Annotated in this window: 18 protein-coding genes; 9 read left to right on the top strand and 9 right to left on the bottom strand. The window is 68.0% G+C overall.

What is annotated here, in order from left to right:
• The first annotated feature begins 291 nt into the window (after positions 1-291).
• From U0177_RS16415 to U0177_RS16405, 3 genes are all read left to right on the top strand, one after another.
• Positions 292-1,065, top strand: coding sequence for a gamma-glutamyl-gamma-aminobutyrate hydrolase family protein (locus tag U0177_RS16415; RefSeq protein ID WP_409571731.1), 774 nt, complete (start codon positions 292-294; stop codon positions 1,063-1,065).
• 125 nt (positions 1,066-1,190) lie between these two features.
• Positions 1,191-1,637, top strand: coding sequence for a hypothetical protein (locus U0177_RS16410; RefSeq protein ID WP_409571730.1), 447 nt, complete (start codon positions 1,191-1,193; stop codon positions 1,635-1,637).
• Between the two features lie 116 nt (positions 1,638-1,753).
• Positions 1,754-2,896 (top strand): response regulator transcription factor, encoded by a 1,143-nt coding sequence (locus tag U0177_RS16405; RefSeq protein WP_409571729.1) that lies wholly within the window; start codon positions 1,754-1,756, stop codon positions 2,894-2,896.
• Between the two features lie 10 nt (positions 2,897-2,906).
• On the opposite strand, the gene U0177_RS16400 is transcribed toward U0177_RS16405, so the two are convergent.
• The 3 genes from U0177_RS16400 to glgA form a co-directional block, all read right to left on the bottom strand.
• Positions 2,907-4,517: a putative maltokinase gene (locus tag U0177_RS16400; RefSeq protein WP_409571728.1), complete on the bottom strand. Its 1,611-nt coding sequence runs from the start codon at positions 4,515-4,517 to the stop codon at positions 2,907-2,909.
• Positions 4,514-6,544 carry an alpha-1,4-glucan--maltose-1-phosphate maltosyltransferase gene (locus U0177_RS16395; RefSeq protein WP_409571727.1) on the bottom strand — a complete coding sequence of 677 codons (2,031 nt, stop codon included), beginning with the start codon at positions 6,542-6,544 and terminating at the stop codon, positions 4,514-4,516. Before U0177_RS16395 ends, U0177_RS16400 begins: the two co-directional genes overlap by 4 nt.
• Before the next feature lie 155 nt (positions 6,545-6,699).
• The gene (glgA, locus tag U0177_RS16390) at positions 6,700-7,911 is read right to left on the bottom strand and encodes a glycogen synthase (RefSeq protein ID WP_409571726.1); all 1,212 of its coding nucleotides are present in this window, start codon (positions 7,909-7,911) and stop codon (positions 6,700-6,702) included.
• 291 nt (positions 7,912-8,202) lie between these two features.
• Here glgA and U0177_RS16385 point away from each other — a divergent pair, with 291 nt between their 5' ends.
• The gene (locus tag U0177_RS16385; protein WP_409571725.1) at positions 8,203-10,404 is read left to right on the top strand and encodes an ATP-binding protein; all 2,202 of its coding nucleotides are present in this window, start codon (positions 8,203-8,205) and stop codon (positions 10,402-10,404) included.
• A gap of 56 nt (positions 10,405-10,460) precedes the next feature.
• Here the strand turns inward: U0177_RS16385 and U0177_RS16380 are convergent, their stop codons facing one another.
• The 3 genes from U0177_RS16380 to U0177_RS16370 all read right to left on the bottom strand — a co-directional run bounded on the left by U0177_RS16380 (position 10,461) and on the right by U0177_RS16370 (position 13,280).
• Positions 10,461-10,901 carry a nitroreductase family deazaflavin-dependent oxidoreductase gene (locus U0177_RS16380; RefSeq protein WP_409571724.1) on the bottom strand — a complete coding sequence of 147 codons (441 nt, stop codon included), beginning with the start codon at positions 10,899-10,901 and terminating at the stop codon, positions 10,461-10,463.
• A gap of 431 nt (positions 10,902-11,332) precedes the next feature.
• Positions 11,333-12,202 carry a PIG-L deacetylase family protein gene (locus U0177_RS16375; protein WP_409571723.1) on the bottom strand — a complete coding sequence of 290 codons (870 nt, stop codon included), beginning with the start codon at positions 12,200-12,202 and terminating at the stop codon, positions 11,333-11,335.
• Positions 12,203-12,227: 25 nt separating this feature from the next.
• On the bottom strand, positions 12,228-13,280 hold the full coding sequence (locus U0177_RS16370; protein WP_409571722.1) for an isopenicillin N synthase family dioxygenase: 1,053 nt from the start codon (positions 13,278-13,280) through the stop codon (positions 12,228-12,230).
• Positions 13,281-13,431: 151 nt separating this feature from the next.
• On the opposite strand from U0177_RS16370, the gene U0177_RS16365 reads away from it, so the two are divergent.
• From U0177_RS16365 to U0177_RS16355, 3 genes are all read left to right on the top strand, one after another.
• Positions 13,432-14,574 (top strand): hypothetical protein, encoded by a 1,143-nt coding sequence (locus U0177_RS16365; protein WP_409571721.1) that lies wholly within the window; start codon positions 13,432-13,434, stop codon positions 14,572-14,574.
• 66 nt (positions 14,575-14,640) lie between these two features.
• Positions 14,641-15,807 (top strand): AGE family epimerase/isomerase, encoded by a 1,167-nt coding sequence (locus tag U0177_RS16360; RefSeq protein ID WP_409571720.1) that lies wholly within the window; start codon positions 14,641-14,643, stop codon positions 15,805-15,807.
• A gap of 37 nt (positions 15,808-15,844) precedes the next feature.
• Entirely contained in the window at positions 15,845-17,404 is a 1,560-nt protein-coding gene (locus U0177_RS16355; RefSeq protein WP_409571719.1) for a DUF4127 family protein, read from the top strand.
• Here U0177_RS16355 and U0177_RS16350 read toward each other — a convergent pair.
• A complete protein-coding gene (locus U0177_RS16350) occupies positions 17,401-17,769 on the bottom strand; it encodes a response regulator (protein WP_409571718.1) in 369 nt (122 codons plus the stop codon). The two genes, U0177_RS16355 and U0177_RS16350, sit on opposite strands and share 4 nt — an antisense overlap.
• The gene (locus U0177_RS16345) at positions 17,762-19,603 is read right to left on the bottom strand and encodes an ATP-binding protein (RefSeq protein WP_409571717.1); all 1,842 of its coding nucleotides are present in this window, start codon (positions 19,601-19,603) and stop codon (positions 17,762-17,764) included. Before U0177_RS16345 ends, U0177_RS16350 begins: the two co-directional genes overlap by 8 nt.
• 354 nt (positions 19,604-19,957) lie before the next feature.
• On the opposite strand from U0177_RS16345, the gene U0177_RS16340 reads away from it, so the two are divergent.
• Both U0177_RS16340 and U0177_RS16335 read left to right on the top strand, forming a co-directional pair.
• The gene (locus U0177_RS16340; RefSeq protein ID WP_409571716.1) at positions 19,958-20,941 is read left to right on the top strand and encodes a TerC family protein; all 984 of its coding nucleotides are present in this window, start codon (positions 19,958-19,960) and stop codon (positions 20,939-20,941) included.
• A gap of 180 nt (positions 20,942-21,121) precedes the next feature.
• A complete protein-coding gene (locus U0177_RS16335; RefSeq protein WP_409571715.1) occupies positions 21,122-22,255 on the top strand; it encodes a site-2 protease family protein in 1,134 nt (377 codons plus the stop codon).
• A gap of 83 nt (positions 22,256-22,338) precedes the next feature.
• On the opposite strand, the gene U0177_RS16330 is transcribed toward U0177_RS16335, so the two are convergent.
• The gene (locus U0177_RS16330; RefSeq protein ID WP_409571714.1) at positions 22,339-23,862 is read right to left on the bottom strand and encodes a hypothetical protein; all 1,524 of its coding nucleotides are present in this window, start codon (positions 23,860-23,862) and stop codon (positions 22,339-22,341) included.
• Positions 23,863-24,120 lie beyond the last annotated feature (258 nt).

Below are 24,120 nucleotides of genomic sequence, written 5' to 3'. Positions count from 1 at the left end.
CTGCGGTTCCAGTTCGAGCCAATCACCCGGAAGTAGCCTGTGTGCGGCCGCTCGGCGCAGTGCCGCGGGCAAACTGCGACGTGGTCGGCCGTTTTCTAAAGCACGGGGCGCGTGGGGCCGAACCCGCCACGCGCCCCTTTTTCTGCACGCGCCGCAGCTGTGTAAGAAACTGATATAATCTGGGGCAGGCATGGTTCAACTCCCAAGGTTTCGACTTGGCGCCGTACCCCTCGGGCGCAACGCACCGGAAGCTGGCCTGAGCCCTGCCGCACCGTGATAAGGAGGAACGCCATGCATCAGCCAAGCCAGGCGCGCCCGATCATCGGCGTGATCGGCAACCGCTACCTGCGCGCCAACACCAGCAGCACGATCATCGCCGGGGCGGTGTCTACCTACGTCGGGGCGATCGAGGCAGCCGGCGGCATCCCGCTGCTGATCTACCTGACCGACGACCAGCAGGTGCTCGACCGGCTATACGGGCTGTGCGCCGGGCTGGTGTTCACCGGCGGCGAGGATGTCGACCCCATGCACTTTGGCGCCGAGCGCCACCCCAACATAGGCACAGTGGTTCCGCTGCGCGACGCGGTGGAGCTGGCGCTGGCGCGGCGTGCGCTGGCCGACCGCAAGCCCATGCTGGGGATCTGCCGCGGCATCCAGGTGCTGAATGTGGCCTTTGGCGGCTCGCTGTACCAGGATATCCCGGCCGAGCTGCCCGCCGCGTCGGATCATTACGCCTCGCGCGCCCAGCCCGAGCGGGCGCACGCCGCCCACCCGATCGCGCTTGAGCGCGACTCGTGGCTGGCCGAGCGGCTGGGCGCCGATACTGTCGACGTAAACAGCTACCACCACCAGTCGCTCAAGGATATCGCGCCGGGCCTGCGCGTCACCGGGCGCTCCCCCGACGGCGTGATCGAAGCGGTCGAGGGCACCGGCGCGGCCTTCATCCTGGGGCTGCAGTGCCACCCCGAGGAACTGTGGGATACGGCCGAGCCGCGCTGGGCCGCGATGTTCCGTGGTTTTGTCGAGGTGGCGCGCGGCGCGGAAGGCCGCCGCGATCGAGCTTAAAAGGTTAGGGCTTCCGCAGGTGGCGCGCTCAGTGCTGGGTGCGGTGTTTCCGCGCTGCGGCAGGCAAAAGCGCCGCATTGAGCTGCCAAATAAGGCAACTGCATAAGACAAAAGGGTATCAAGCGATGAACGTCTCAGCTTCCCCCTACCCCACCAGCATCGGCATTGGGGCCGGCCTGGGCGCGGGCGTAGGCGCACTGATCGGCGGCATCACCGGCGCGCTCACCGCCACGCTCAGCGGCGCGCTCGTCGGCACGCTGCTGGGGCTGGCGCTCGGCCTGGCGTCGGGCGCGATCGTGGGCGCGGTGGCCACGCGCACCGCCGGCAGCACCGGCGGCGTCAGCATCGGCGCCTACACCGGCATGGGCGTGGGCGCGCTGATCGGCGCGATCTGCGGCGTGCTGGCATTCGGCCCGGCCGCGCAGGAACCGCTGATTCAGCAAACCGCCATCCTCGACGCGCTGTCGCACGGCTGGTTCGAGGCCGGCGTGCTTGGCAGCTTTCTGGTGGCCGTGCTCGGCACCGCCGTCGGCTCGGTGATCGGCGGCCGCAATTTGCGCCCGCGCGGCTAGCCCAAAAGCACAACCGCCTTCGGTATGCGGCAGGGCTGCATAAGCCACTCGGGCGCGCGAAAAGCGGCGAGTGCCTGCGGCCGGCTAACCCTATCGAACACGCGAAAGGGCAACCCATGCGGCTGCTGGTGGCCGACGACGCGCCCGACATCGCCGCGCTGCTGAAGCTGGCGTTTCAGCTCGACGGCTACGCCGTCGACACGGCGCTCTCGGGCGAGGCCGCGCTTGAGCTGGCGGCAGTATACGACTACGACGCGCTGATCCTCGATCTCAACCTGCCGGATCTCGATGGCATTGAAGTGTGCCGCCGCCTGCGCGCGCAGCAGCCGCAGCTGCTGATCCTGATGCTGACGGCGCGCGCCGGCAAGGAGTCGATCGTCGCCGGGCTCGACGCTGGCGCCGACGACTACGTGGCCAAGCCGTTCGACTACCAGGAGCTGGTGGCGCGCGTGCGCGCGCTGCTGCGGCGCGATATGCGCGCGCGCCAGCCGCTGCTCGCGTGCGGCGACCTGCGGCTCGACCCGGCCAGCGGCGCGGTGTGGCAGGCCGGCGTGCGCCTGGCGCTGCCGCGCAAGCAGTTTCGCATTCTGGAGTACCTGATGCGCCGGAGCGGCGAGGTGGTGAGCCAGGAGGCGCTGATCGAGCACGTCTGGAACGCCGAGGCCAACCCGTTCAGCAACAGTGTGCGGGCGCATATCAACGCGCTGCGCCGCGCCCTGGGCGACACTGCCGCGCATCCGCGCTATATCGAGACGGTGGTGGGTGCGGGCTACCGGCTTGGCGACCTGGCGGCCGGGGCGCAGTTAACAGAAACTTTATCCGCGCCAGGCTATGCTTCCTCTACGCAAAGTACGGCAAGGAGGAATGCGATGCCCACCCAAACACGCCCCGGCGCGCCGACGCTGCTGATCGTCGACGACGCGGCCGATATCGCCCAGCTGCTGGTGGTGTATTTTCACCAGGCCGGCTTCAACACGCTGGCGGCGTACAGCGGCCGCGCGGCGCTTGAGCTATTTCAGCACAATGCCGCCGACCTGATCATCCTCGACGTTGGGCTGCCGGATATCGATGGGCTGGAGGTGTGCCGCGCGATCAGGCGCACGTCGGCGCTGCCGATTGTGATGCTCACCAGGCGCGCCGCCGAGCTTGATCGCCAGGCTGGGATGGCCGCCGGCGCGAGCGCCTACATCACCAAGCCATTCGACGCCGCAGAGCTGCACGCGACCGTGCGCTCGCTGCTCGGCACAGCCGCCCCGTGACGCGCCCGCGTCAGCGCAGCAGCTGCAGCACGCCTTCGATCGGGATGCGCGCCCAGGCCGGGCGGTTGTTCAGCTCGTAGCGCAGCTCGTACACTGCCTTGTCGAGCAGGTAGGCGTCGAGCAGGGTTTGCAGCTCGCCGGCCGAGTGCGGCAGCAGTGGCGCGGCTCCGACGGTATCGCGGTAGCTGCGCAGAAACGCCGCCGCCGCTAGCCGGTGCCAGCCGCGCGCCCACGGCTCCAGCGCTGCCTGCTGCGCGGCGTCAAACGCCACGCCCGGCGCCTGGCCAAACAGCACGGCGTAGGGCGCGTAGTGGAACGAGCGCAGCATCCGGCTACGTCCTTGCGTCGCCAGGCTTTTCAGGCGGCGCTCTTCGAGCAGGCGGGCCGGCTCGCCCTCGAAGTCGATGATGAAGAAGTCGGCGCCGGTGTACAGCACCTGCCCGAGGTGGTAGTCGCCGTGGACGCGGATGCGCTGCGCCGCAATCGGGCGTTCGAAGGCCGTGCGCAGCCGCGCGAAGATCTGCGGCTCAAGCTCGAGCACGCGCCGCGCGTCGGGCTGAGTTTCGGCCGGCAGGCCGCCAACGCTGCCGCGCAGCAGGTCGAGCGACTGGCGCGCGCGCGCCTCCATCGAGGCGTACACGCCGAGGCCAAACGCGGCATCGCAGGGCTCGGGCGCAAAGGCCGGGTCGCTGGCGTCGGCCGCGAGCGCAAGGTGCAGCTCGCCGGTGCGGCGGCCCAGCAGCTCGGCCGAGGCTGCGTACTCGCCCAGCAGCGCGGCGGCCGGGCCGGGCGCGTCGAGCGCGGCCGGGTTGGCCAGCAGCGCCGGGTTGGCCAGCAGCCGCCCAAACGCCGTGGCAATCGTGTCGAGCGTGTAGTACCACGAGTCGCCGCGGTTCGGCACAAAGCCCTGCAGCAGCGCCACGCTCATGCTGGTGCCGCCCTGGCGGTACTCGATCGCGCCGGCGAGCGGCGGGATGTGCGCGAACTGGCCGCGCTCGGTCAGAAAGCGGCCGATCTCCAGCTCGGGATTCAGGCCCGGCTCGATCCGCCGGAACAGCTTCAGGATCAGCCGGTCGCCAAAGATGATCGAGCTGTTGCTCTGCTCGGCGGTGCTGACCTTCGGCGCGAGCGCGTCGGCGATCGGGCCGCGCAGCTGGGCGAAGGCGCGCGTGGTATCGGCCGCAAGCTCGGCGTCGCCGGCGGGCACGCGCGCCCCCGCGGCAACCAGGTCGAGCAGCGCCGCGCAGAACGCCGCGTCGTAGATCGGGTCGAACAGCACGGCCTCGCCGGCGTGCGCCACCAGCGCGTGCGGCACCGTAGCGGCCAGCTCGGCCGCGCGCGCGGCCCCTGCGAACGCCAGCGGCAGCAGATAAGTCTCGCCGCCGTCGTCGGCGTAGAGCACGCGCACCAGCACGAGGTGGGACAGCTGGCCGGCGTACAGCAGCGGGATGGCAGCCTGCACGCGCGCCGAGGCCAGCCCGCGCGCCTTGCCGCTAAACCAGCGGCGCGGCTGCATATAGCCGGGCAGCACCTGCTCAAGCGCGCCCCAGCCGGAGGGCTCGAGCAGCGCGGCGCCGGATATTGCCAGCACCGGCAGGCCGGCCAGTAGCTCGTCGCTCATAGGTAATAGTCGAAGCTGCGCTCGTCGCGCGGGCGCTCGAGCCGGAACACGTGCACCGGCATCTGCGCCGGGTCGAGCTGCACAAAGTTCCACTCGCCCGCCCAGGCATAGCGCGTCTCGCTCAGCATGTCGTGGACATAGAACCGGTCGCCCTCGCCGATCCCCAGGTCGGCCAGCGGCAGCCGCAGCCAGCCCGACTGCACATGCACCGGGTCGAGGTTCACCACCACCAGCACCACATTGCGGCCGTCGGGCGACTGCTTGGTGTAGGCTATCAGCTGGTCGTTCGGCACGTAGTTGTTCTCGACGGCGTGGAAGCGAATGCTCGTGTCGCGCTGCAGCGCCGGGTTTTCGCGACGGATCCGGTTGAGCCGGGCGATCAGCGGGCGCAGGCTGCGCGGGTCGTCGAGATCCCACACGCGCAGCTCGTACTTCTCGTTGTCGATGTACTCTTCACGCGCGCCCACCGGCGTGTGTAGCATCAGCTCGTAGGCCGGGCCGTAGATGCCGTAGTTGGCGGTGAGCGTGGCTGCCAGGGCCAGCCGCGCGATGAACGTCGCGCGGTAGCCGTCGTAGTACTGTGGCGTCAGGATGTCGTGCGTGGTCGGCCAGAAGTTCGGCCGGAAGAACTCGCGCACCGGCGTCTGCGTCAGCTCGGTCATGTACTCGGTCAGCTCGGCCTTGGTAGTGCGCCAGGCGAAGTAGGTGTAGCTCTGGCTGAAGCCAAGCTTGGCCAGCCGGTACATCACCTTGGGCCGCGTAAACGCCTCGGAAAGAAAGATCAGGTCGGGGTACTCGCGCTTCAGCTCGCCGATGCACCATTCCCAAAAGCCAAACGCCTTGGTGTGCGGGTTGTCGACGCGGAAGATCCGCACGCCCTGCTCGGCCCAGAACGAGAAGAAGCTCTTCAGCTCGTCCCACAGCGCGCGCCAGTCGTCGCTCTCGAAGTTGAACGGGTACACGTCCTGGTACTTCTTGGGCGGGTTTTCGGCATACTGGATGCTGCCGTCGGGCCGCACGTAGAACCAGTCCGGGTGCTCGCGCACATACGGGTGGTCGGGCGAGCACTGGAAGGCGTTGTCGAGCGCGATCTCGATGCCAAGCTCGCGCGCGGCGCGCACCAGGCTGCGGAAATCGTCCAGCGTGCCAAGCTCGGGGTGGATGCTCTTGTGGCCGCCGTGCTCGTTGCCGACGGCGTAGGGGCTGCCAGGCTCGCCGGGCTGGGCGGCCGGGCTGTTGTCTTTGCCCTTGCGGAAGGTGTGGCCGATCGGGTGGATTGGCGTGAGGTACAGCACGTCGAAGCCCAGCTCGGCAATATACGGCAGGCGCGCCTCGACATCCCTGAACGTGCCGTGGCGGCCGGGCTCGGGCGAGGTGCTGCGCGGAAACAGCTCGTACCAGGCGCTGAACGCGGCGCGCTCGCGGTCGACGGTGAGCGGCAGCTCGGGCGAGCGGGTGGCGAAGCGGCGCTCGGCGTGGCGCGCCATCAGCGCGGCCAGCTCGGGCTCGAGCGCCAGCGAGCGCGCGCCCGCGCGCAGCGCGGCCACGTAGGTGCCCAGCCGGGCCGCGTCGGCGCCGCCAGCGCGGGCCTGGGCGGCGGCCGCCAGCCGCGCGCCGATCTCGAGATCGACCTGCGTCACCGAGTCGGCGGCGATGCGCTTGGCCATATCGCGCGCCCACGACTTGAAGTGGTCGACCCAGGCGAGCACGCTGTAGCTGGCGCGTCCGACGCGCGCGGCCACAAACTCGCCGCGCCAGCGGTCGTTCACCAGCGGCTCCATCGGCGCCTCGGCCCACTCGGCGTCGCCGTCGGCGCGGTAGCACAGCACCGCCGAGAGCGCGTCGTGGCTGTCGGTGAAGATATCGGCCTCGACTTCGACCGCCTCGCCGGCCACGCGCTTGATCGCGAAGCGCCCGCCGTCGATCGCCGGCGTCACGCCCTCGATCACCACGCGGCTGCGCCCTTCGTCCAGATTAGGCGCGCCGGGGGCGATCAGCTCGGCCGTTAGTGTCTGCTCTTCAATCATGGGCTTCTCGCTGCTGCATCACCCCGCCCCCTGCCCCGCCGCTATGCAAGGCGGGGGTGTGTTTTGGCGTGCGAGCGGTCTCGGCAAAGCCGAAAGCGCATGCACGCGCGTTTGATCCCCCGGTGCCAGGAGCGGGGGCAGAGGGTGAGGGTTCCTTATACCAACGACCGGTACATCTCAAGCGTCCGCTGGGCGATCGCCGTCCAGCTGAAGTGCTCTTCGACGCGGCGGCGGCCGGCCGCGCCGTAGCGCGCCATGAGCGCCGGGTCGAGCGCCACCTTGTTGATCGCGGCGGCCAGGTCGCCCGCGAACCGCGCCGGGTCGGCCGGGTCGAACGTGCCGGGCTTCAGCTCCAGCGGCACCAGCTCGCCCGTCTCGCCCGGCACCACCACCTCGGGGATGCCGCCGACCGCCGAGGCCACCACCGCCGTCTCGCAGGCCATAGCCTCGAGGTTGATGATGCCGAACGGCTCGTACACCGACGGGCAGCAGAACACGCTGGCCTGGGCGTAGAACTGGATCACGTCGGCGCGCGGCAGCATTTCCTGGATCCAGATCACGCCGCCGCGCCTGGCGCTCACCTCGGCCACGCGCTCGGCCATCTCCTGGCCGATCTCTTTGGTGTCGGGCGCGCCGGCGCACAGCACCACCTGCAGCGACGGGTCGATCTCGGGGATGGCGTTTACCAGGTGAATGATGCCCTTCTGGCGTGTGATCCGGCCGACAAACAGCACAAATGGCTTGCTCGGGTCGACGCCGCGCCGGGTCAGCGCGTCGCTGGCCTGGGTGGCGCGGTACTGCTGCAGGTCGATGCCGTTGTGGATCACGTGCACCTTGGCGGCGTCGACGTTGAACAGCCGCAACACGTCGTTGCGCGTCTCCTGCGACACCGCCACAATCGCGTCGGCGTCTTCGATGCTGGCGCGCTCCATCCACGAGCTCAGGTGGTAGGCATTGCCAAGCTGCTCGACCTTCCACGGGCGCAGTGGCTCGAGCGAGTGGATCGTGAGCACCAGCGGCACGCCCCAGAGCTTTTTCGCCAGGAAGCCGGCCATGTCGGTGTACCAGGTATGGCAGTGCACCACGCTGGCGTCGAGCGTGTCTTTGGCCATGCGCAGGCTGCGCTCGAAGGCGTCGAGCGCGCCGCCAAAGCGCGCGTCGGTGTTCTGCTTGGCCTCGGGCCACGCGCCGTAGCCGCGCACGCGCAGCCGCTCGCCGCTCACGTCCTGGTCGCCGAAGCAGCGCACCTCGACCGGCACCAGCTGCGCCAGCTCGCGGCTGAGGTATTCGACATGGACGCCCGCGCCGCCATACACATTCGGCGGGTATTCGTTGGTAAACAGTGCCACCTTCTCAAGCCCTGGCATGCAGCAGCCTCCCTCGCTCCGCAGTCGATGGCGATCTACGATGTTGTGTGATAGCGCGGCGCTATTGTACCATAGCATGCACCATGCGTTTGGGGCCACCACCAAGCGCTAGCGCGGCGTCAACGTCACCCCAATCGCCCCGCCCCATGCCGGCTATCGCGGGCAGGTTTTCAAATCTTTCCCCTAAATGAACCGGCCGCTTCTTGCCAACCCGCTGCGCGCCCTTAGAATAGATTACGGACTCCGTGCTGTTCGGCTCATGACTCCTGCGACACCCCAAGCGAGGAAGCGATGGAACCAACCACGCTCCCCGAAGATCTGCAGGCCGAGTGCCAACGCCTGCGCCAGCGCGTCGCCGAGCTCGAAAATCGCGATATCTCCGAGCGTAGGCGCGCCGAGGATCGCCTGCGCAGCAGCGAAGACCGCTTCCGCGCAATGATCGAGAACGGCAGCGAGGGCGTGCTGCTGCGCGGCTTCGACCGGCGCGTCAGCTATATCAGCCCGGCTCTCACCGCCATGCTCGGCTATACCATCGGCGATTTCACCACGCGCGAGGTGCGGTCGCTCATCCACCCCGACGATTGGCCGGCGCTCAGCGCCATGATGCAGTCGGTATTCACTACGCCCGGCGCCACCGGCCAGATTGTCTCGCGCACGCGCCACCTCAATGGCAGCTGGCGCTGGATCGAGCGCAACGCGATCAACCAGCTCGAGAACCCGGCCATCGCCAGCGTGATCGTGAACTTTCGCGATGTCACGGCGCACTACGAGGCCGACCAGGCGCTCAGCCGATCGCTCGAGCGCCTGGCCGCGCTGCACACGATCGACCAGGCCATCCTCGAGCAGAAAACTCCCGACGCAATCGCGCGCGTGGTGGTGACGCGCACGCGCGCGCTGGTGCCCTACCAGGCCGCCCACGTGCTGATATACAGCTCCGACGGCACGATGTCGCAGGTGCTGGCCGCCGACGGCCAGCCCATCCAGCCGCTCGAACCGCACACCTGGCTCGCGCGCGACTTCTCGCTGGCCATCGACCGGCGCCCCGAGCAGCTGGTGATCAATAACGACTATCGCGCCACCCCCGGCGATCGCCCGATCCTCCAGGCGCTCGGCGCGGCCGGAATACGCGCCTGCATCCATACGCCGCTGTGGGTCAAGGGCCAGCTGATCGGCGGCTTCAACCTGTTCGCCAGCAGCCCATGCGACTTCACCCACGAGCACGCCGCCATCGCGCAGGAGATCGGCAACATGCTGGCGATCGCGCTCGATAACGCGCGGCTGGTTGCCTCGCTGCAGCAAGAGCTGGCGGCGCGCGCGCGCGCCGAGGCGGCGCTGGTGGCCGAGCACACGCGCGTGCTCCAGCTCAAGAATGAGTTCATGGCGACCATGAGCCACGAGCTGCGCACGCCGCTGGCGGCGGTGCTCGGCTACGCGCAGATGCTGCGCGAGGGTATCTACGGGCCGCTGCGCGTGAACCAGCAGGCTGCGCTCGAGCGCGTCGAGCAGAGTGGGCAGCATTTGCTGGCGCTGATCAACGACATTCTCGATTACAGCAACTTCGAGGCCGGCGTCGCCGGCCTGAGCCGCGCGCTCAGCGCCGTGCGGCCGCTCTGCCTGGCGAGCGTCCAGGCGGTCGCCGCCGCAGCCCAGCATAAGCAGATCGCTATCAGCACCGCGCTCGACGATGCCGTCGCGACGATCGATGCCGACCCCAGGCGCGTGCAGCAGCTCCTGGTGAACCTGCTCTCGAACGCTGTGAAGTTCACGCCGGCCGGCGGCGCGATCGTGCTGGAGCTGCGCGGCGACGCGGCCCGCCAGTGCGCGACATTCAGCGTCGCCGATACTGGCATCGGCATTGCCGCCAACGATCTGCCGAAGCTTTTTCAGCCGTTCATGCAGCTCGACGGGCGGCTGAACCGTATGTACGAGGGCGCGGGGCTGGGGCTGGCGCTGGTGCGTCGGCTGGCCGAGGCCCACGGCGGCAGCGTGGCGGTGGAGAGTACGCCGGGCAAGGGCAGCCGCTTCAGCGTGACGCTGCCGTGGGCGCCAGAGGCTGCAGCGCGCTTGCCGGCGCCGACCGTGGCCGCGCCGGCCACATTGGGGCCTGCGATCGCAGCGCAGCTGCCGCCGCTGATTCTGCTAGTGGAGGATCGCGCCAGCAGCGCCGATATGCTGGCCGACGCGCTGCCGAGTTACGGCTTCGCGCTGAATGTGGCCGCAGATGCCGCCGAGGCGCTTGCGGCGCTGCACAGGCTGCCGCCGGCGCTGATCGTGATGGACATCCAGCTGCCGGGCATGAGCGGGATCGACCTGATCCGGCATATCCGCGCCGACACAAACTTCAGCGCGATTCCGATCATCGCGCTGACGGCGCTGGCAATGCCGGGCGACCGCGAGCGCTGCCTGGCGGCCGGCGCCGACGAGTACCTGGCCAAGCCTGCGCCAATGCCGGCGCTGCTCGCGGCAATCGCCCGGCTGATCGGCCGGCCGTAGGGCGTGCGAGGCTGAAGGTATGCACCTGGCTTACAGTGTCTCGGCCCAGGTAAAGTCTATTCTTCCACAGGCTCGGCCACCAAAACCGGGATGATGCGGTCGGTTTTGGCCTGGTACTCCTGGTACGGCGGGTAGGCTGCCACTGCGAGCGCCCACAGGCGCTGTCGCTCATCCGGATCGCTGACCTCGCGAACCCGCATCGCGTAGACTTCGGTCTTGTCGCGAATTTCAACATTGGGGTCAGCCTTCAGATTGTGGTACCACAAGGGGTGCGTGGGTGCGCCGCCCTGCGAGGCCACCAGAATATAGCTGCGCCCGTCAGTCACCCGCATCAGCGGCGTTTTGCGGATGGCCCCGGTCTTCCAGCCTCGATTGGTCACAATAATCACCGGCAGGCCGGTATCGCGCAGGGTCAGCGCTTCGGTGCCGCCGCTGCTCTCGTAGCGCTCCACCTGTTCCGCCACCCAGGCGCGCGGGCTAGGTTTGTAGTCGCTCACAGTTGTCTCCTTATGCCGTTGGGTTTTTTGACGATCTGCGTAATATCTGCACTGCTGCTGTCAGCCAGTATAACACACCATTTTCTACGCTCATACGCTCTTCGCTTGATCGCTTATAGATTTAGGAGTTACGCACTTGCGTGCTTCGGCTTCCTCTCTGCCGAAGGCTGAGGGCGCCAAGTAAGCCCTAAGAGCCTGTTTGAAAAGGGTGGTTTGGAGGACGAAGTCCTCCAGTATCCACTTTTTCTGGCGGGTGGCGGCCACGAATGTGGCCGCCACCACGCCAGAAGGAAAGTGCGAGGGGCTATGCCCCTCGCGCACCCCCTTTTCAAACAGCTTCTAAGATTGTAATGCCCTACCTGGCGAAGCCGGGCAGGGCATCACAAGAGAAACCGATCAAACAGAGTTGGTATCAATCGCTCTGCGCCCTACTAATAGCGCGGCCTGGCGTGGAGGCTTAGCCGCACTATGGCCTGCCGCATGGAGTATGCGAGCCCCGCAACCCGGCCCTGCACCGCAGCTGGAATGTTCCGGCCAGGCTTCGCGTGCGCGCCGACGCGCAGAGCCGGCTCGGCCAGCTGTACAACTGTGAACGCTTCCGCCAGGGCACACTGCACCCCATTTGCCCGTGCCAGCTGCGCGGCCTGCGACATAGCGGCATACGCCGCTTCCGAGGCATCCCATCCGATCAGCTGGCTTCTGTGAGCTTCCAGCGCCGCCAGCTTGCGCTCGACATCGCGCTGCGCCAGGGGCATCCAGGCCGTCGCGGCGGCCGGGTCGAACAGGTAGACGGTTCCAACATCGTGTGGCGCAAGCCCCTCTGCGGCCAATGCCGGGGCAGCCAGCAGGGTGTTCGCCAGCGGCATAACTGCAGCCAGCGTGCTCGCGCCTACCGCCAGGTGGTCGGGGTGGTTGATGCCGGTGCTATGGTAGTAGCGTTGCGGATCGAACGTCAACACCGCTTCGGGCCGCACCTGCCGAATAGCGCGGGCGATTGCCAGCCGCAGCTCCAGCGACGCCTCGACCTCGGCGTCGCGGTAGCCGAGAAATCTGACCGATGCGACGCCAAGGATCTCGGCTGCCGCGCGCTGCTCGCGCCGCCGCTGGCTACCGAGCGACTCGGCGGTCTGATTGGGATCGCGGCTCCCGCCGCCGCCATCGGTCACGAGCAGGTAGTGCACTTGGGTTCCCTGCTCGATCCAGCTCGCCAGGGTGCCGCCGGCCATAAACTCAATGTCGTCGGGATGCGCTGCCACCACGAGCACACTGTGCGGCGGCGGAGCATGGCGAAGTGATCGCATAACGCTTCTACCTTTCAGGCGGTGGCTAGTTCGGCAGTGCGCCGGCCGCTTCAGGCGCTGCGGCCTCAAGCAGGTCGGCGTGATGGCGGCGCGCCACGTCTGGGTGCGAACGCAGCCGGCTCTTGAGGAAGTTTTTGCCGATCTCGCGGAACATGGGATTGAGCGGATCTTGCGTCACGTTGCGGCCGGCGCTCGCCAGCTCCGGCGGGAGCTTGAGCAGCGGCACGGTCGCGTCAAGTCTTGCGCTAAAGAACGAGGCCACCGACAGGCGATCGGTGTCGGCCGGCGGCGTAACCACGCGGTGCACATTTGCGCGCAGGTAGCCGTTCGAGGCCATTTCAAGCACCTCGCCGACATTGATCACGAATGTGCCGGGAATCGGCGGCGCGCTGATCCAGGCGCCGTCGTACTCAACCTGCAGGCCCTCCTGCACGTCCTGGAGCAGCACGGTCACGAAGCCGCCATCCTTGTGCGCCCCTACGCCCTGGTCGCCCTCGGTGGCATCGCGGCCAGGGTAGCGGATGATCTTAAGCAGCTGATTCGGCGCCGGCGTATAGATCCCCTCGAACACCGCTTCGTCCTGCCCAAGCGCGGCCGCAAAGGCGCGAACCAGCCGGATCGCCAGCTCGGTGGTGGCGGCCTGGTAGCGCAGAATAGTGTCGCGCAGCTCGGGCAGCGCGGCAGGCCACTGGTTCGGCCCCTGGAGGCGCGCCCACGCCGGCGCGGTCGGGTCGGGCGGGAGCGCAGGCCGCTCGGCGCCAATGTCGAGCTGCTCGCGCCAGTCGCGCTGGCCGCGAGTATACTCCATCCCCTTGCGGTTGTAGCCGCGGAAGTGCGGCGAGTTGACCATCTCGATTGCCAGCTTGTCGGCTTCGGGCAGTGCGAAGAAGCGCCGTGCCTGCGCGAGCACCTCGCGCGTCAGCTCGGGGTCAACCCCGTGGCCTGTGACGTAGAAAAACCCCAGCTCGTAGGCTGTGGCCCGCAGCTCTTCCAGAAACGCTGCGCGCTCGGCCGGCTCGCCGTCGAGCCGCGTGAGTTCGAGAACCGGGAGTGCAGTCCACTGCTTTGCGTATGCCACAATCGCTCCTTGTTCGAACGCTAGCCCTGCCTTTTCAGATAGCTAATACTATATATTATTGATGAGAATTGTCAACTACCGGATACGCGCAGCCGCGCTTGGCTGCACGATCTCCGCGCCAGAAACACCCTACATATGGTACGATACGGCCATGATTGAAGCCGATATCGAAACACAGATCGGCGCCATCCACGGCTCGGCGCACAAGCTCGTGCTCGAGTTCGCCGGCGCCGGCAGCATGGCGCTGTTCTGGCTCCACGCCGTGCCGGGCTCATCGCGCACCGTGCTCGAAGCCACCGACCGCTACGCCGCCACGTCGATGGCCGACCTGCTTGGCGCCCCGCCTGGCCAGGCGGTGTCGGAGCCGACGGCCGCCGCGATGGCCGCAGCGGCCTACCGCCGCGCGCGGCGCCTGGCCGAGCCCGGCGTGGCCTGCCTAGGCGTCGGCTGCACCGCCGCGCTAGTGACCGACCGAGCTCGCCGTGGCGAGGATCGCGTGTGGCTGGCGGTGCGCGATGAGCAGAGCATCGCGACCTACGGCCTGGTGCTCGCCAGGGGCCAGCGCGATCGCCTGGGCGAAGAGGCGGTTGTCAGCCGCCTGCTGATCCACGCGATCGCCGAGGCCAGCGGCTGCGCCGCGCCGCTGGCGCTGGGCCTGCTGCCCGGCGAGCAGGTGGCCAGCGCGCGCGCGCCACTGCCCGACCCGATCGGGATGCTGCTGGCCGGCGCCGCGCGCACTGTCGGCGTCGCGCCCGGCGGCGCGCTCGTCGCCGACGCCGCGCCGCCGGGCGCGCTCCTGTCGGGCTCGTTCAACCCGCTGCACGCCGGCCACGAGCGGCTGGCGCAGGCCGCCGGCGCCGCGCTGGGCATACCGATCACATTCGAGCTGCCCATCCTGAACGCCGACAAGGCGCCGCTGAGCTACGCCGAGATCGAGCGCAGGCTCGCGCAGTTCCGCTGGCGCTACCCGGTGGTGCTCTCGCGCGCGGCGCTGTTCGTCGAGAAGGCCGGCCTATACCCTGGCTGCGTGTTTGTGGTGGGCTACGACACCGCCGAGCGCCTGGTCGAGCCGCGCTACTACGGCGGCGAGGCGGCGCGCGACGCCGCGCTGGCGCGCATCCGCGCCCAGGGCTGCCGCTTTCTGGTGGCCGGCCGGCTGGAAGATGGAACGTTTCGCACGCTGCGCGACATCGCCGTGCCGCCCGGCGCGCGCGATTTGTTTGCCGAGCTGCCCGAGGCGGCCTTTCGCGTCGACCTTTCGTCGACCGCCATTCGGCAGGCGCAGGCCAGCTAAAAAAGAAGCACGCCCCGAGCATCATAAGAAGAATGCCGCTCTGCCGAAGGCAAAAAAGGAAACACCATGCTCGAAGCCTACGCCGCGCGCTACCGCCGCGACCTGACCGAGTCGGTCGTTCCGTTCTGGCTGAAGCACTCGCTCGACCGCGAGTACGGTGGCTATTTCACATGCCTCGGCCGCGACGGCAGCGTCTACGACACGCGCAAATATGTCTGGCTGCAGGGCCGCGCGGTGTGGATGTTCGCGCGGCTGTACAATCAGCTCGAGCGCCGGCCCGAGTTTCTCGACGCGGCCCGCCTCGGCGTCGATTTCTTGCGCCGCCACGCGCGCGACGCGCAGGGCCGCGTGTACTTCAGCCTGGCGCGCGAGGGCCAGCCGTTGTTCTTCCAGCGCAAGCCCTACGCCGCCGTGTTCTACCAGATGGGCCTGCTCGAGTACAGCCGCGCCACCGGCGACGCGGGCTGCCTGGCCGAGGCCACCGAGGTGTTCTGGCGGATCGTCGAGTGGATCGCCAACCCGGCGCTGCTCGACCGGCCGGCCTACGCCGGGCAGGTGCCCAGCAGCAGCCTGGCCAACCACCTGGTGCTCGGGCTGCTCGCCGCCGACCTGGCCGAAACCACCGGCGACGCGCGCTACCGCCAGGTGATGCGCGACACGATCGCCGGCGCGCTGCGCCACTACGACCCGGCGCGCCGCGTGTTCCTCGAGCATGTGGCGCTCGACGGCCGCGACTTGCGCGCATGGCCCGAGGGCCGGCTGTTCAACCCCGGCCACTCGATCGAGACCGCCTGGATCCTGCTGCACCTGCTGCGCGATCTGCCCGACCCGGCGGCCCGCCAGATCGCGCTCGATGCGATCGAGGGCTCGCTCGAGCACGGCTGGGACGCCGAGTACGGCGGGATCTTCTACTTCATGGACATCGCCGGCCAGCCCACGCTTCAGCTTGAGGCGACCATGAAGCTGTGGTGGCCGCACGCCGAGGCGATCTACGCGCTTGTGCTGGCCTACACGCTCACCGGCGAAACGCGCTGGCTCGAGTGGCTCGACCGCGTCGACCGTTATGTCTATACGCACTTTGCCGACCCCGAGCACGGCGAGTGGTTCGGCTACTGCGACCGCCGCGGCGACCTGGCGCTCGCGAGCAAGGGCGGCAACTACAAAGGCTTTTTCCACGTGCCGCGCGCGCTGCTGTTCAGCATCCAGGCGATCGAGGGCGCCCGGCAGCCCTAGCCACGGCGCCGGCGCGCCTTAGCCCCAAGAGGCACTTGTGCGCATTGGTCTTCTGCCGCTCGACGAGCGGCCTGTCAACACACGCTACCCGGCAATGATCGCCGCGATCGCCGGGGCGCAGCTAGCCCTGCCGCCCGCGCACCTGCTGAGCGCGCGCCGCCGGCCGGCCAGCTGCGAAGGGCTGATCGCCTGGCTGGGCCAGGCCGCCCCGCAACTCGACGCGCTGATCGTCTCGTGCGAGATGCTGGGCTACGGCGGGCTGATCGCCGCGCGCACCAGCGCCGAGCCGCTAGCGGCGATCGTGGCGCGGCTCGACACACTGCGCGACATCAGGCGCGCCTGCCCGCGCCTGCCGATTCTCGGCTTCAACGTGATCACGCGCGTGTCGAATGCCGACGACAGTGTCGAGGAGCCCGAGTACTGGGCCGAGCACGGCACACGCCTATATCTGCTATCGCAGCTGCTCGACCGCCACGCGCAGGGCCAGGCGGTCGAGGCCGAGCTTGCGCGGATCGAGGCGGCGGTGCCCGCGCGGCTGCGCCACGATTTCCTCGGCCGCCGGCTGCGCAACCACGCCGCCAACCTGGCCGCGCTGCAGCTGCTGGCCGACGGCGCACTCGACCTGCTGGTGCTCAGCTCCGACGACACCAGCCCGTTCGGGCTGCCCTCGCGCGAGAAGCGCTGGCTGGCGGAGTGGGCGCGGCAGCTTGGCTTCGCCGCCGGCGCTGAAGCCTTGCCCGCGCCAACAGCCGCGTATCGCGGCGCGGCGCAGCTGCTGATGTACCCCGGCGCCGACGAGGTGGGCTGCGCGCTGCTGGCGCGGCTGCTGAATGCGCGTTCCGGCGCCGCGCCGCGCGTCGTGGCGAGCTATGCGCCGCCGGCGGGCGCCGCGCAGGTGGCCGCCTACGAAGACGGCCCGGTCGGCGTCACGGTCGAGCGGCAGATCCGCGCGATCGGCGGCACGCTGGCGGGCGATAGTGGCGATGCGAGCGACATCTGGCTTGGCGTGAACGCGCCGCTGGCGCGGCGCGGCGAGTGGCTGCCCGAGCTGGCGGCCGCCGAGCGTGCCGAGCGCTGGCCCGCGCTCCAGGCGCTGGTGGCCGAGGCGCGCCAGCGCCTAGCACGCGGCCAGCCGGTGGCGATCGCCGACGTGGCCTACCCCAACGGCGCCGACCCGGCGCTGATCGAGATCATGCTTGGCGAGATCGAGCTGCCCGCGCTGGCGGCCTACGGCGCCTGGAACACCGCCGGCAACAGCATTGGCGCGGCGCTGGCCCAGGCCAGCGCCGCGCGCCTGATCGACGGCACGGTCGGGCGCGCCGCCCACGAGCTGTTTCTGCTGCACCGCCTGCTTGAAGATTGGGGCTACCAGCAGCTGGCGCGCGCCGAGGTTCGCACCTGGCTGCGCGCCGCCCACGGCCTGGCCGAGCCGGGCCCAGCGCTGCAGAGCGAAACCCGCACGCGCGTCGAGCGGCGATTGGCCGAGCTGATCGAGCAGCTGCCGGGCTTTGCCGGGCGCTACGGCATTGTGCCAGGCAGTGTGCAGCTGCCGTGGGGTCGCACCTTCGAGATCGACTTCGCGCTGGAGCGCCGCTAGGCCGCGCCCGGCGCGTAGTAGCGCTGCACCGCATCCAGCAGATCGGCCAGGTCAAACGGCTTGGCCACCACCGCCGCCGCGTCGATCTCGCGCGCCCAGCGGTGCGCATCGTGCGCCGCCGTAACCACCACAATCGGCACTTTGGCGCCGCGCTCGCGTAGCGCCTTGGCAAAGCCCCAGCCATCGAGAATTGGCATACGCATATCGAGCAGCACCAGCGCGGGGTGCACCTGCTCGAGCACATGCAGCCCATCCGCGCCGTTGGTTGCCGTCGCTACAGAGTAGCCCTCCGACTCCAGCACATCTACCACGGTCAACCGTATCGCATCATCGTCATCGATCACCAGAATCGGCCGTTCAGGCATGCACCGCCTCCATCTCCAACACGAGCGGCAACTCGATCAAAAACGTACTACCCTGGTCGGGCTGGCTGGTGGCCCAGATCCGCCCACCGTGCTGCTCGACAATGCCCCGGCAGATGAACAGGCCCAGGCCCATGCCCGCGAAGCGCCGGTCGTCGACGCGCGTGCCCCGGTAGAAGCGCTCGAAGATATGCGGCAGATCGTCGGGGGTGATGCCGATGCCGTGGTCGGCTATACTCAGCAGCGCGCGGTCGCCCGCGCGGCGCACCTGTACCTCCACCGTGCCGCCGCGTGGGCTGTAGGTGATCGCATTCTCGAGCAAGTTCTCGAGCAGCTGAACCATGCGCACCCGGTCGTACTGCCCGATCACGTGCGCATCGCCGGTGATGCTGCAGGGGTGGCGCTCGTTGCGCAAACGCCCGCAGACTTCGCGCGCCAGCTCGGCCAGATCCACATCGCTCAGGGCGCCCACCAGCCGGCCTTGCTCGACGCGCGCGGCGTCGAGCAGCTCGAGCACCAGCCGGCGCAGGCGCTGGCCCTCCTGCACGATCTGCTGCAGGCTGACGATATCGGCGGGCGCGGAGGGGTGCCGCTGGGCCGTACGCTCCAGCAGCTGGGCGCGCGCGATCAGCGTGGTGAGCGGGGTTTTCAGATCGTGCGCTGCGGCCGAAAGAAAATCCTCCTTGAGCCGCGTCGCCTCGGCCTGCGCCTGCGCGCGCGCCAGCTCGTCGATCAGCGAGCGGATCTCGAGCAGCACCGCGGCCTGGTCGGCCAGCAGCTGGATCAGCGCGAGGTCGTCGTCGGCGAACACCAGCGCGTGCGGCGCATAGACAATGAGCACGCCGAAGCGCCGGTTCACCGCAGTGATCGGCGCGGCCATGATCGCCAGCAGGCCGTACTGGCGGCTCAGCTCGGCGTAGTCGGGCAGGGCGCGCGGCACGTTGTCGGTGAACAGTGCGCGCTGCTCGCGAAATGCCCGCGCCGACGGCACCGGCTCGTTGAGGCTCAGGCGATAGTCCGGGTCGCCGAGCGGAAAAATCAGCGCCTGCTCGGCCTCATTCCACAGCCCGATCCGCGCGACCCGCGCGCCGAGCGAGGTCGAGGCGCCGTGTTCGATCTCGCGCAACATGGCGTTCAGGTCGGTCAGGCGCGGCAGATTGGCGGCGCGCGTCAGAAACGCACGTAGCTCAGGCTCCTGCCAGGCGCGCCGCAGCCAGCGCGGCGGCGCAAAGCCGACCAGGTACATGATCCCAGCCGCCAGCCCGGCCAGGTCGGCGCTGATCTGCCATACATTGCTGAGCGTCGGCGCGAACAGGTTCAGGCTTACCAGCAGAAACAACAGCATCAGCAGCAGCGAGCCGGCCGCCGCCGCCTGCAGGCGCCGCCGCGTCACCCCGCGCGCCACCACCGCCTCGCGCCCGAACGCGAATGCCGAGTAGAACAACGACACCACCAGGTACAGCAGCATCAGCAGCGTCAGCCATAGGGGCAGCTGCGGCGCAAACACAAACGCGCCAACAACCAGCAGCGCCAGGCCAGGCGCCGCCGCCAGCCGCACCCAGCGCGCCACCACCGCAAGATCGTTGGCGAGGCGCAGCAGCACATAGCCCAGCGACAAAAACAGCCCGATCACGATGGCGCTGAGCAGCTGGTTCGGCGCGAGCAGCCCTGCGCTCGTGAGGCCATTGGCCAGAATAATCAATGCCGGGATGCTGAAAAACAGCGCGATATCGAAGGTAACCGGCCGAGGATCGCGCAGCGCATGCGATAGCGCCGTGACAAACAGCACACTGAATACCGCCCAGCTCAGGTATTGAATGAACCGGTCAGCGGTCACAACGTTCTCCAGGCTTTGCACAGTATCGGTAATTTCAGGCAGGCATAATCAGGCGCACGCTGTGCACTGCGCCTATCAGCAGCAAGAAACGTGCCCGCGCTGCTCGGCGCCCGCCTCGGACGCATACTTGACAAACCCTGTGCAGCATGGTAGGATACACGCAGGTTGGGGAGTAGCCACTCGCGCAACGCGAGCCAGCCGGTCGTCAATACAGAGTGCACGCGCGTTGGCGCCACGCTCTCGGCCGGTTGTATGTGATCAGACACTACTGGCGAGACCACCACGACACTTGTTTGCCGTGGGGTCTCGCCTTTTGTATGCCCCACGGTCTAGCTTCACAAGGAGCATAGACCAATGATCTGGATGTGGATCGGCTTCAACCTCTTCGTGCTGGCAATGCTGGCGCTCGACCTCGGCGTGTTTCACCGCAAGGCGCACACAGTATCGGTGAAAGAAGCGACGACCTGGAGCGTGGTGTGGATCAGCCTGGCGATGGTATTCAACCTCGGCATCTACCTGTTCTGGCACCAGCTCGTGCCCGATAGCCCCTACAGCAACGGCGACGCGGCGCTATCGTTCTTCACCGGCTACCTGATCGAAAAATCGCTCAGCGTCGACAACATCTTCGTGTTCGTGCTGATCTTCAGCTACTTCAGCGTGCCGCCGCAGTACCAGCACCGCGTGCTGTTCTGGGGCATCCTGGGCGCGCTGGTAATGCGCGCAGCGCTGATCCTGGTGGGCGCCGCGCTGATCAAAGAGTTCCACTGGATCATCTGGATCTTTGGCGCGTTCCTGATCTTCACCGGCATCCGCATGGCCTTCCACAAAACCGAAGAGCTGCATCCCGAAGACAACCCGCTAATCAAGCTGTTCCGGCGGATCATGCCGGTGACGCAGAGCTACGAGGGCGCGCACTTCTTTGTGCGCCACGCCGGCAAGCTCATGGCCACGCCGCTGTTCCTGGTGCTGCTGATGGTCGAGAGCACCGACCTGGTGTTCGCGGTCGACTCGATCCCGGCGATCTTTGCGGTGACGCAGGAGCCGTTTATCGTCTACACCTCGAACGTCTTCGCCATCCTGGGCCTGCGCTCGCTGTACTTCCTGCTGTCCGGCGTGATGGACAAGTTCCACTACCTGAAGCTCGGCCTGTCGGTGGTGCTGACATTTGTGGGCGTGAAGATGCTGATGCCCGACCTGAGCGCGCTGCTGACGGGCGTGGCCTTTAAGATCCCGACGCTGGTATCGCTGGGCGTGGTGGCCGGCATTCTCGCGGTGGCGGTGATCGCCTCGCTGCTGCGCGCCCGGCGGCTGGCCGCTGCGCCGGCTAAAGCGGCGTAGTTCGCGGCCACGCTGGCGCGCTCGTGCTTTAGCAGAGCGCTACCTGCTATCTTCTGTATGCGTTTTCCGCGCTCCGCGCGGAAAACGCATACAATACACGAGGTAGTACGGCTCTGCCGAAGGCTGAAGGCGGCAACTGCGTAAGCCCTAAAGCCATAGTTAAAGATACGGAGCTACACAATGAACTGGTCGTTTCGCTTCGCGCGTGTCGCGGGCATCGACATCAAAATTCATATCACGTTTTTCTTGATCCTCGGCCTAGGCGCGTGGCAGTGGGGCAGCCGCTTCGGCATGGCCGGCGTGATGTTCGGCATCCTGCTGATGATCCTGCTGTTCGTATGCGTGACACTCCACGAGCTTGGGCACAGCGTAGTGGCCCAGCGCTTTGGCGTGCCGGTGCGCGAGATCGTGCTGCTGCCGCTCGGCGGCGTGGCGCTGATGACGCGCAACCCGTCGCGGCCGCTGCACGAGCTGCTGATCGCCGCCGCTGGGCCGCTGGTGAACGTGGTGATCGCGCTTGTGCTGTTCGTAGCCACCGGCATGGCCAATCCGCTGGCCGTGCTGAATGGCGACGGGCTGGTGGCAAGCCAGCAGCCCGCGCTGTCGTTCGGCCTGCTGCTAGGCTGGCTGCTGGCGGCGAACGTCAGCCTGGTGCTGTTCAACCTCATCCCGGCATTCCCGCTCGACGGCGGCCGGATGCTGCGCGCCGTGCTGGCGATGGTCACCAGCCAGCAGCGCGCCACGCGGATCGCCGCTAGCATTGGCCAGCTGCTGGCGATCGGCCTGGGGGTGTATGGTTTCCTGAGCGGGAATATTGTGCTGATGCTGGTGGCGCTGTTCGTGTTCTTCGGCGCCGGGCAAGAGCAGGTGGCCACCCAGGCGCGCACGGTGCTCGAAACCCGCCGCGTCGGCGACGCCTATAACAAGCACGCGCTGACGCTGCAGGTTGGCGATCGCGTCAGCAAGGTGGCCGATTATATTCTTACCAGCTACCAGCCCGATTTCGCGGTGCTGCAGGGCGGCCAGCTGCTGGGCATCGTAACGCGCGACGACGTACTGCGCGCGCTGGCGAGCACGCCCGCCGACGCGTATGTGACCAGCATTATGCAGCGCGACTTCGTGCGGGTTGAGGCCCAGAACACGCTCGAGGCGGCGCGCACGACCATGGCCGAGCGCGGGGCGCGGGTGGCGGCGGTGTACGCGGCCGGCGATTACCTGGGCCTGGTGAGCCTCGACGACATCGCCGAGGCGTTTGCGATCATCGCCTTTCAGCAGCGGCAAAACCTCGATCGCCAGCCGACGCCGATCGCGTAGGAGCGCTGCCGGCGCAGGGGCACAGCAAGACGGGGGCGGCTCATTGAGCCGCCCCGTCTGCGTCAGCAGGCCAAGGCTGTGAGCTAGCGCCGCGCGCTGCGCCGCTGCAGCGCGATGCCGGCGACGAGCAGGGCCGCGCCTACCAGCAGCAGCCACTCGGTGCTGCGGCTGCGCTCGGCCGGCGCGCCAGTGTTCGGCAGGCTGCGCGGGCGCACCAGCGCCTGGTTGCTCGATGTCAGGCCGTTGTTTGGCGTGGGCTGGCCAGGCGTCACCGCCGCGGGCGGCTGCGGTGTCGGCGTGCCGTCGCTGCCCGGCGCGGGGGTGGCTGTGGTATTGCCACTTGGCGTCGATGTCGGCGAGCCGCCGCCGCCGGGAGGCGAGGTTGGCCGCGGCGTCTTGCTCGTCGTCTGCGTGCTGGTAGGCGTCGGGTCAGGCCCGTTGCCTGGCGTTGCGGTTACCGGCGTGTTGCTCGGCACCGGCGTATTAGTTGAAGCCGGCGTGTTGGTGGCGCCAGGCGGTGTCGTCGGCGTGCTGGTAGAGCCGGGCGGTGTCGTCGGCGTGCTGGTGGAGCCAGGCGGTGTCGTCGGCGTGCTGGTGGAGCCAGGCGGTGTCGTCGGCGTGCTGGTGGCCAGCGGCGTGCTGGTCGGCGTGCTGGTGGCCAGCGGCGTGCTGGTCGGCGTCGCCTGCTGGAACACCGTCTGCGCCTGGGCGGTGGCGGTAAGGCTAATGCCATCGCCCAGCACCAGCCGCTGGGTTGGCGGGTTGCGATCCGAGTCGAACACCGTGCCCTGGTCCATCACATACGGCACCACCGCAGTTATATTCACCGTACCAGCGTTCGCGTTCGTCACGGTGAAGCTTGCCACGCCCTGGTTAAAGGTAAGCGTCGCGGCCTGGGTGCCATTGTCGAGCACGGCGGTGCCATCGACGGTGATATTCACCTGGGTTGCGGCGGTGGCCGGGCTGATCTGCACCGTGTAGGGCACCGGCTGGCCCTGCGGCACCGTCGCAGTCGAAGGCGTAATCGTCAGCGTCGCCAGGCCGGCGTTGGTGCCGGGGCAGCCATTGGTATCGACCTGCGTCTGGGCCTCGGCGGCCAGCGCGAGGGCGCGCGCCTTGATGCCGGCATCCTGGATGGTATTCAGGTCGAGGTTGTCGGAGAAGTGCCAGATCGCCAGCTGGCGCGCCGCGCCTTCGGCCGTCGTCGTCACGCCCGCGGCCGGGTAGTGCGCCAGCAGGTAGCGGATATAGCACCCGCCCTGCAGCGCCGTCACCGGGCCATTGCTGAAGTAGGTATTTCCAGTGCTCACGAGTACAAACAGCTGAATACAAAACACATTCACCAGCGGCCCCTGCCGATCGCCCTTGGTGTTCTTATCGAGCTGTAGGCGCAGTACGCCGGCCCAGTCGCGGTACAGATTCGCCTCGCCGGGCCGCTGAAAAATCACAAATTGCCCGCGCGCATTGTCTTTGCCTGCGAACGTACCAGTCGTCGGCACGTTGGCAAGCGCGATAGAAGTGGCCAGCAACAATGCCAGGATGGCGGCGGCCACGCGGCCGACCCGAAGCCCCCATCGTAAGGATTGCGTCCGTTGTCGTGTTTCCATGAGTCCTCCTGAATCAATAAATTTTTTGGGGACTACGATTCAACCTACAGCAAGATGAAGCGTAGATGTTAGACCGCGCTCGTGGCGGCACAATGTTCCACAGCTGGTGTCGCGAAACGCGCACGATCCCGGCATTTCGCCGCTCAACAACCCAATGCCGATACCTGGGTGGGAATTGGCGGGATTATGACATAGGATCGTATGTACGTCAAGCAAACACCGGGCGTATTTCACACACTAAAAGACACGCTGTAATAC

This window comes from Kouleothrix sp., assembly GCF_046328425.1.
GTDB lineage: Bacteria > Chloroflexota > Chloroflexia > Chloroflexales > Roseiflexaceae > Kouleothrix.
This window is presented reverse-complemented; position numbering and strand designations above follow the sequence as displayed.

Bases quoted from the DNA above. Each gene is read 5' to 3' on its own strand.
- U0177_RS16415 (WP_409571731.1), top strand. From the start codon at position 292: ATGCATCAGCCAAGCCAGGCGCGCCCGATCATCGGCGTGATCGGCAAC.
- U0177_RS16410 (WP_409571730.1), top strand. From the start codon at position 1,191: ATGAACGTCTCAGCTTCCCCCTACCCCACCAGCATCGGCATTGGGGCC.
- U0177_RS16405 (WP_409571729.1), top strand. From the start codon at position 1,754: ATGCGGCTGCTGGTGGCCGACGACGCGCCCGACATCGCCGCGCTGCTG.
- U0177_RS16400 (WP_409571728.1), bottom strand. From the start codon at position 4,517: ATGAGCGACGAGCTACTGGCCGGCCTGCCGGTGCTGGCAATATCCGGC.
- U0177_RS16395 (WP_409571727.1), bottom strand. From the start codon at position 6,544: ATGATTGAAGAGCAGACACTAACGGCCGAGCTGATCGCCCCCGGCGCG.
- glgA (WP_409571726.1), bottom strand. From the start codon at position 7,911: ATGCCAGGGCTTGAGAAGGTGGCACTGTTTACCAACGAATACCCGCCG.
- U0177_RS16385 (WP_409571725.1), top strand. From the start codon at position 8,203: ATGGAACCAACCACGCTCCCCGAAGATCTGCAGGCCGAGTGCCAACGC.
- U0177_RS16375 (WP_409571723.1), bottom strand. From the start codon at position 12,202: ATGCGATCACTTCGCCATGCTCCGCCGCCGCACAGTGTGCTCGTGGTG.
- U0177_RS16365 (WP_409571721.1), top strand. From the start codon at position 13,432: ATGATTGAAGCCGATATCGAAACACAGATCGGCGCCATCCACGGCTCG.
- U0177_RS16360 (WP_409571720.1), top strand. From the start codon at position 14,641: ATGCTCGAAGCCTACGCCGCGCGCTACCGCCGCGACCTGACCGAGTCG.
- U0177_RS16350 (WP_409571718.1), bottom strand. From the start codon at position 17,769: ATGCCTGAACGGCCGATTCTGGTGATCGATGACGATGATGCGATACGG.
- U0177_RS16340 (WP_409571716.1), top strand. From the start codon at position 19,958: ATGATCTGGATGTGGATCGGCTTCAACCTCTTCGTGCTGGCAATGCTG.
- U0177_RS16335 (WP_409571715.1), top strand. From the start codon at position 21,122: ATGAACTGGTCGTTTCGCTTCGCGCGTGTCGCGGGCATCGACATCAAA.
- U0177_RS16330 (WP_409571714.1), bottom strand. From the start codon at position 23,862: ATGGAAACACGACAACGGACGCAATCCTTACGATGGGGGCTTCGGGTC.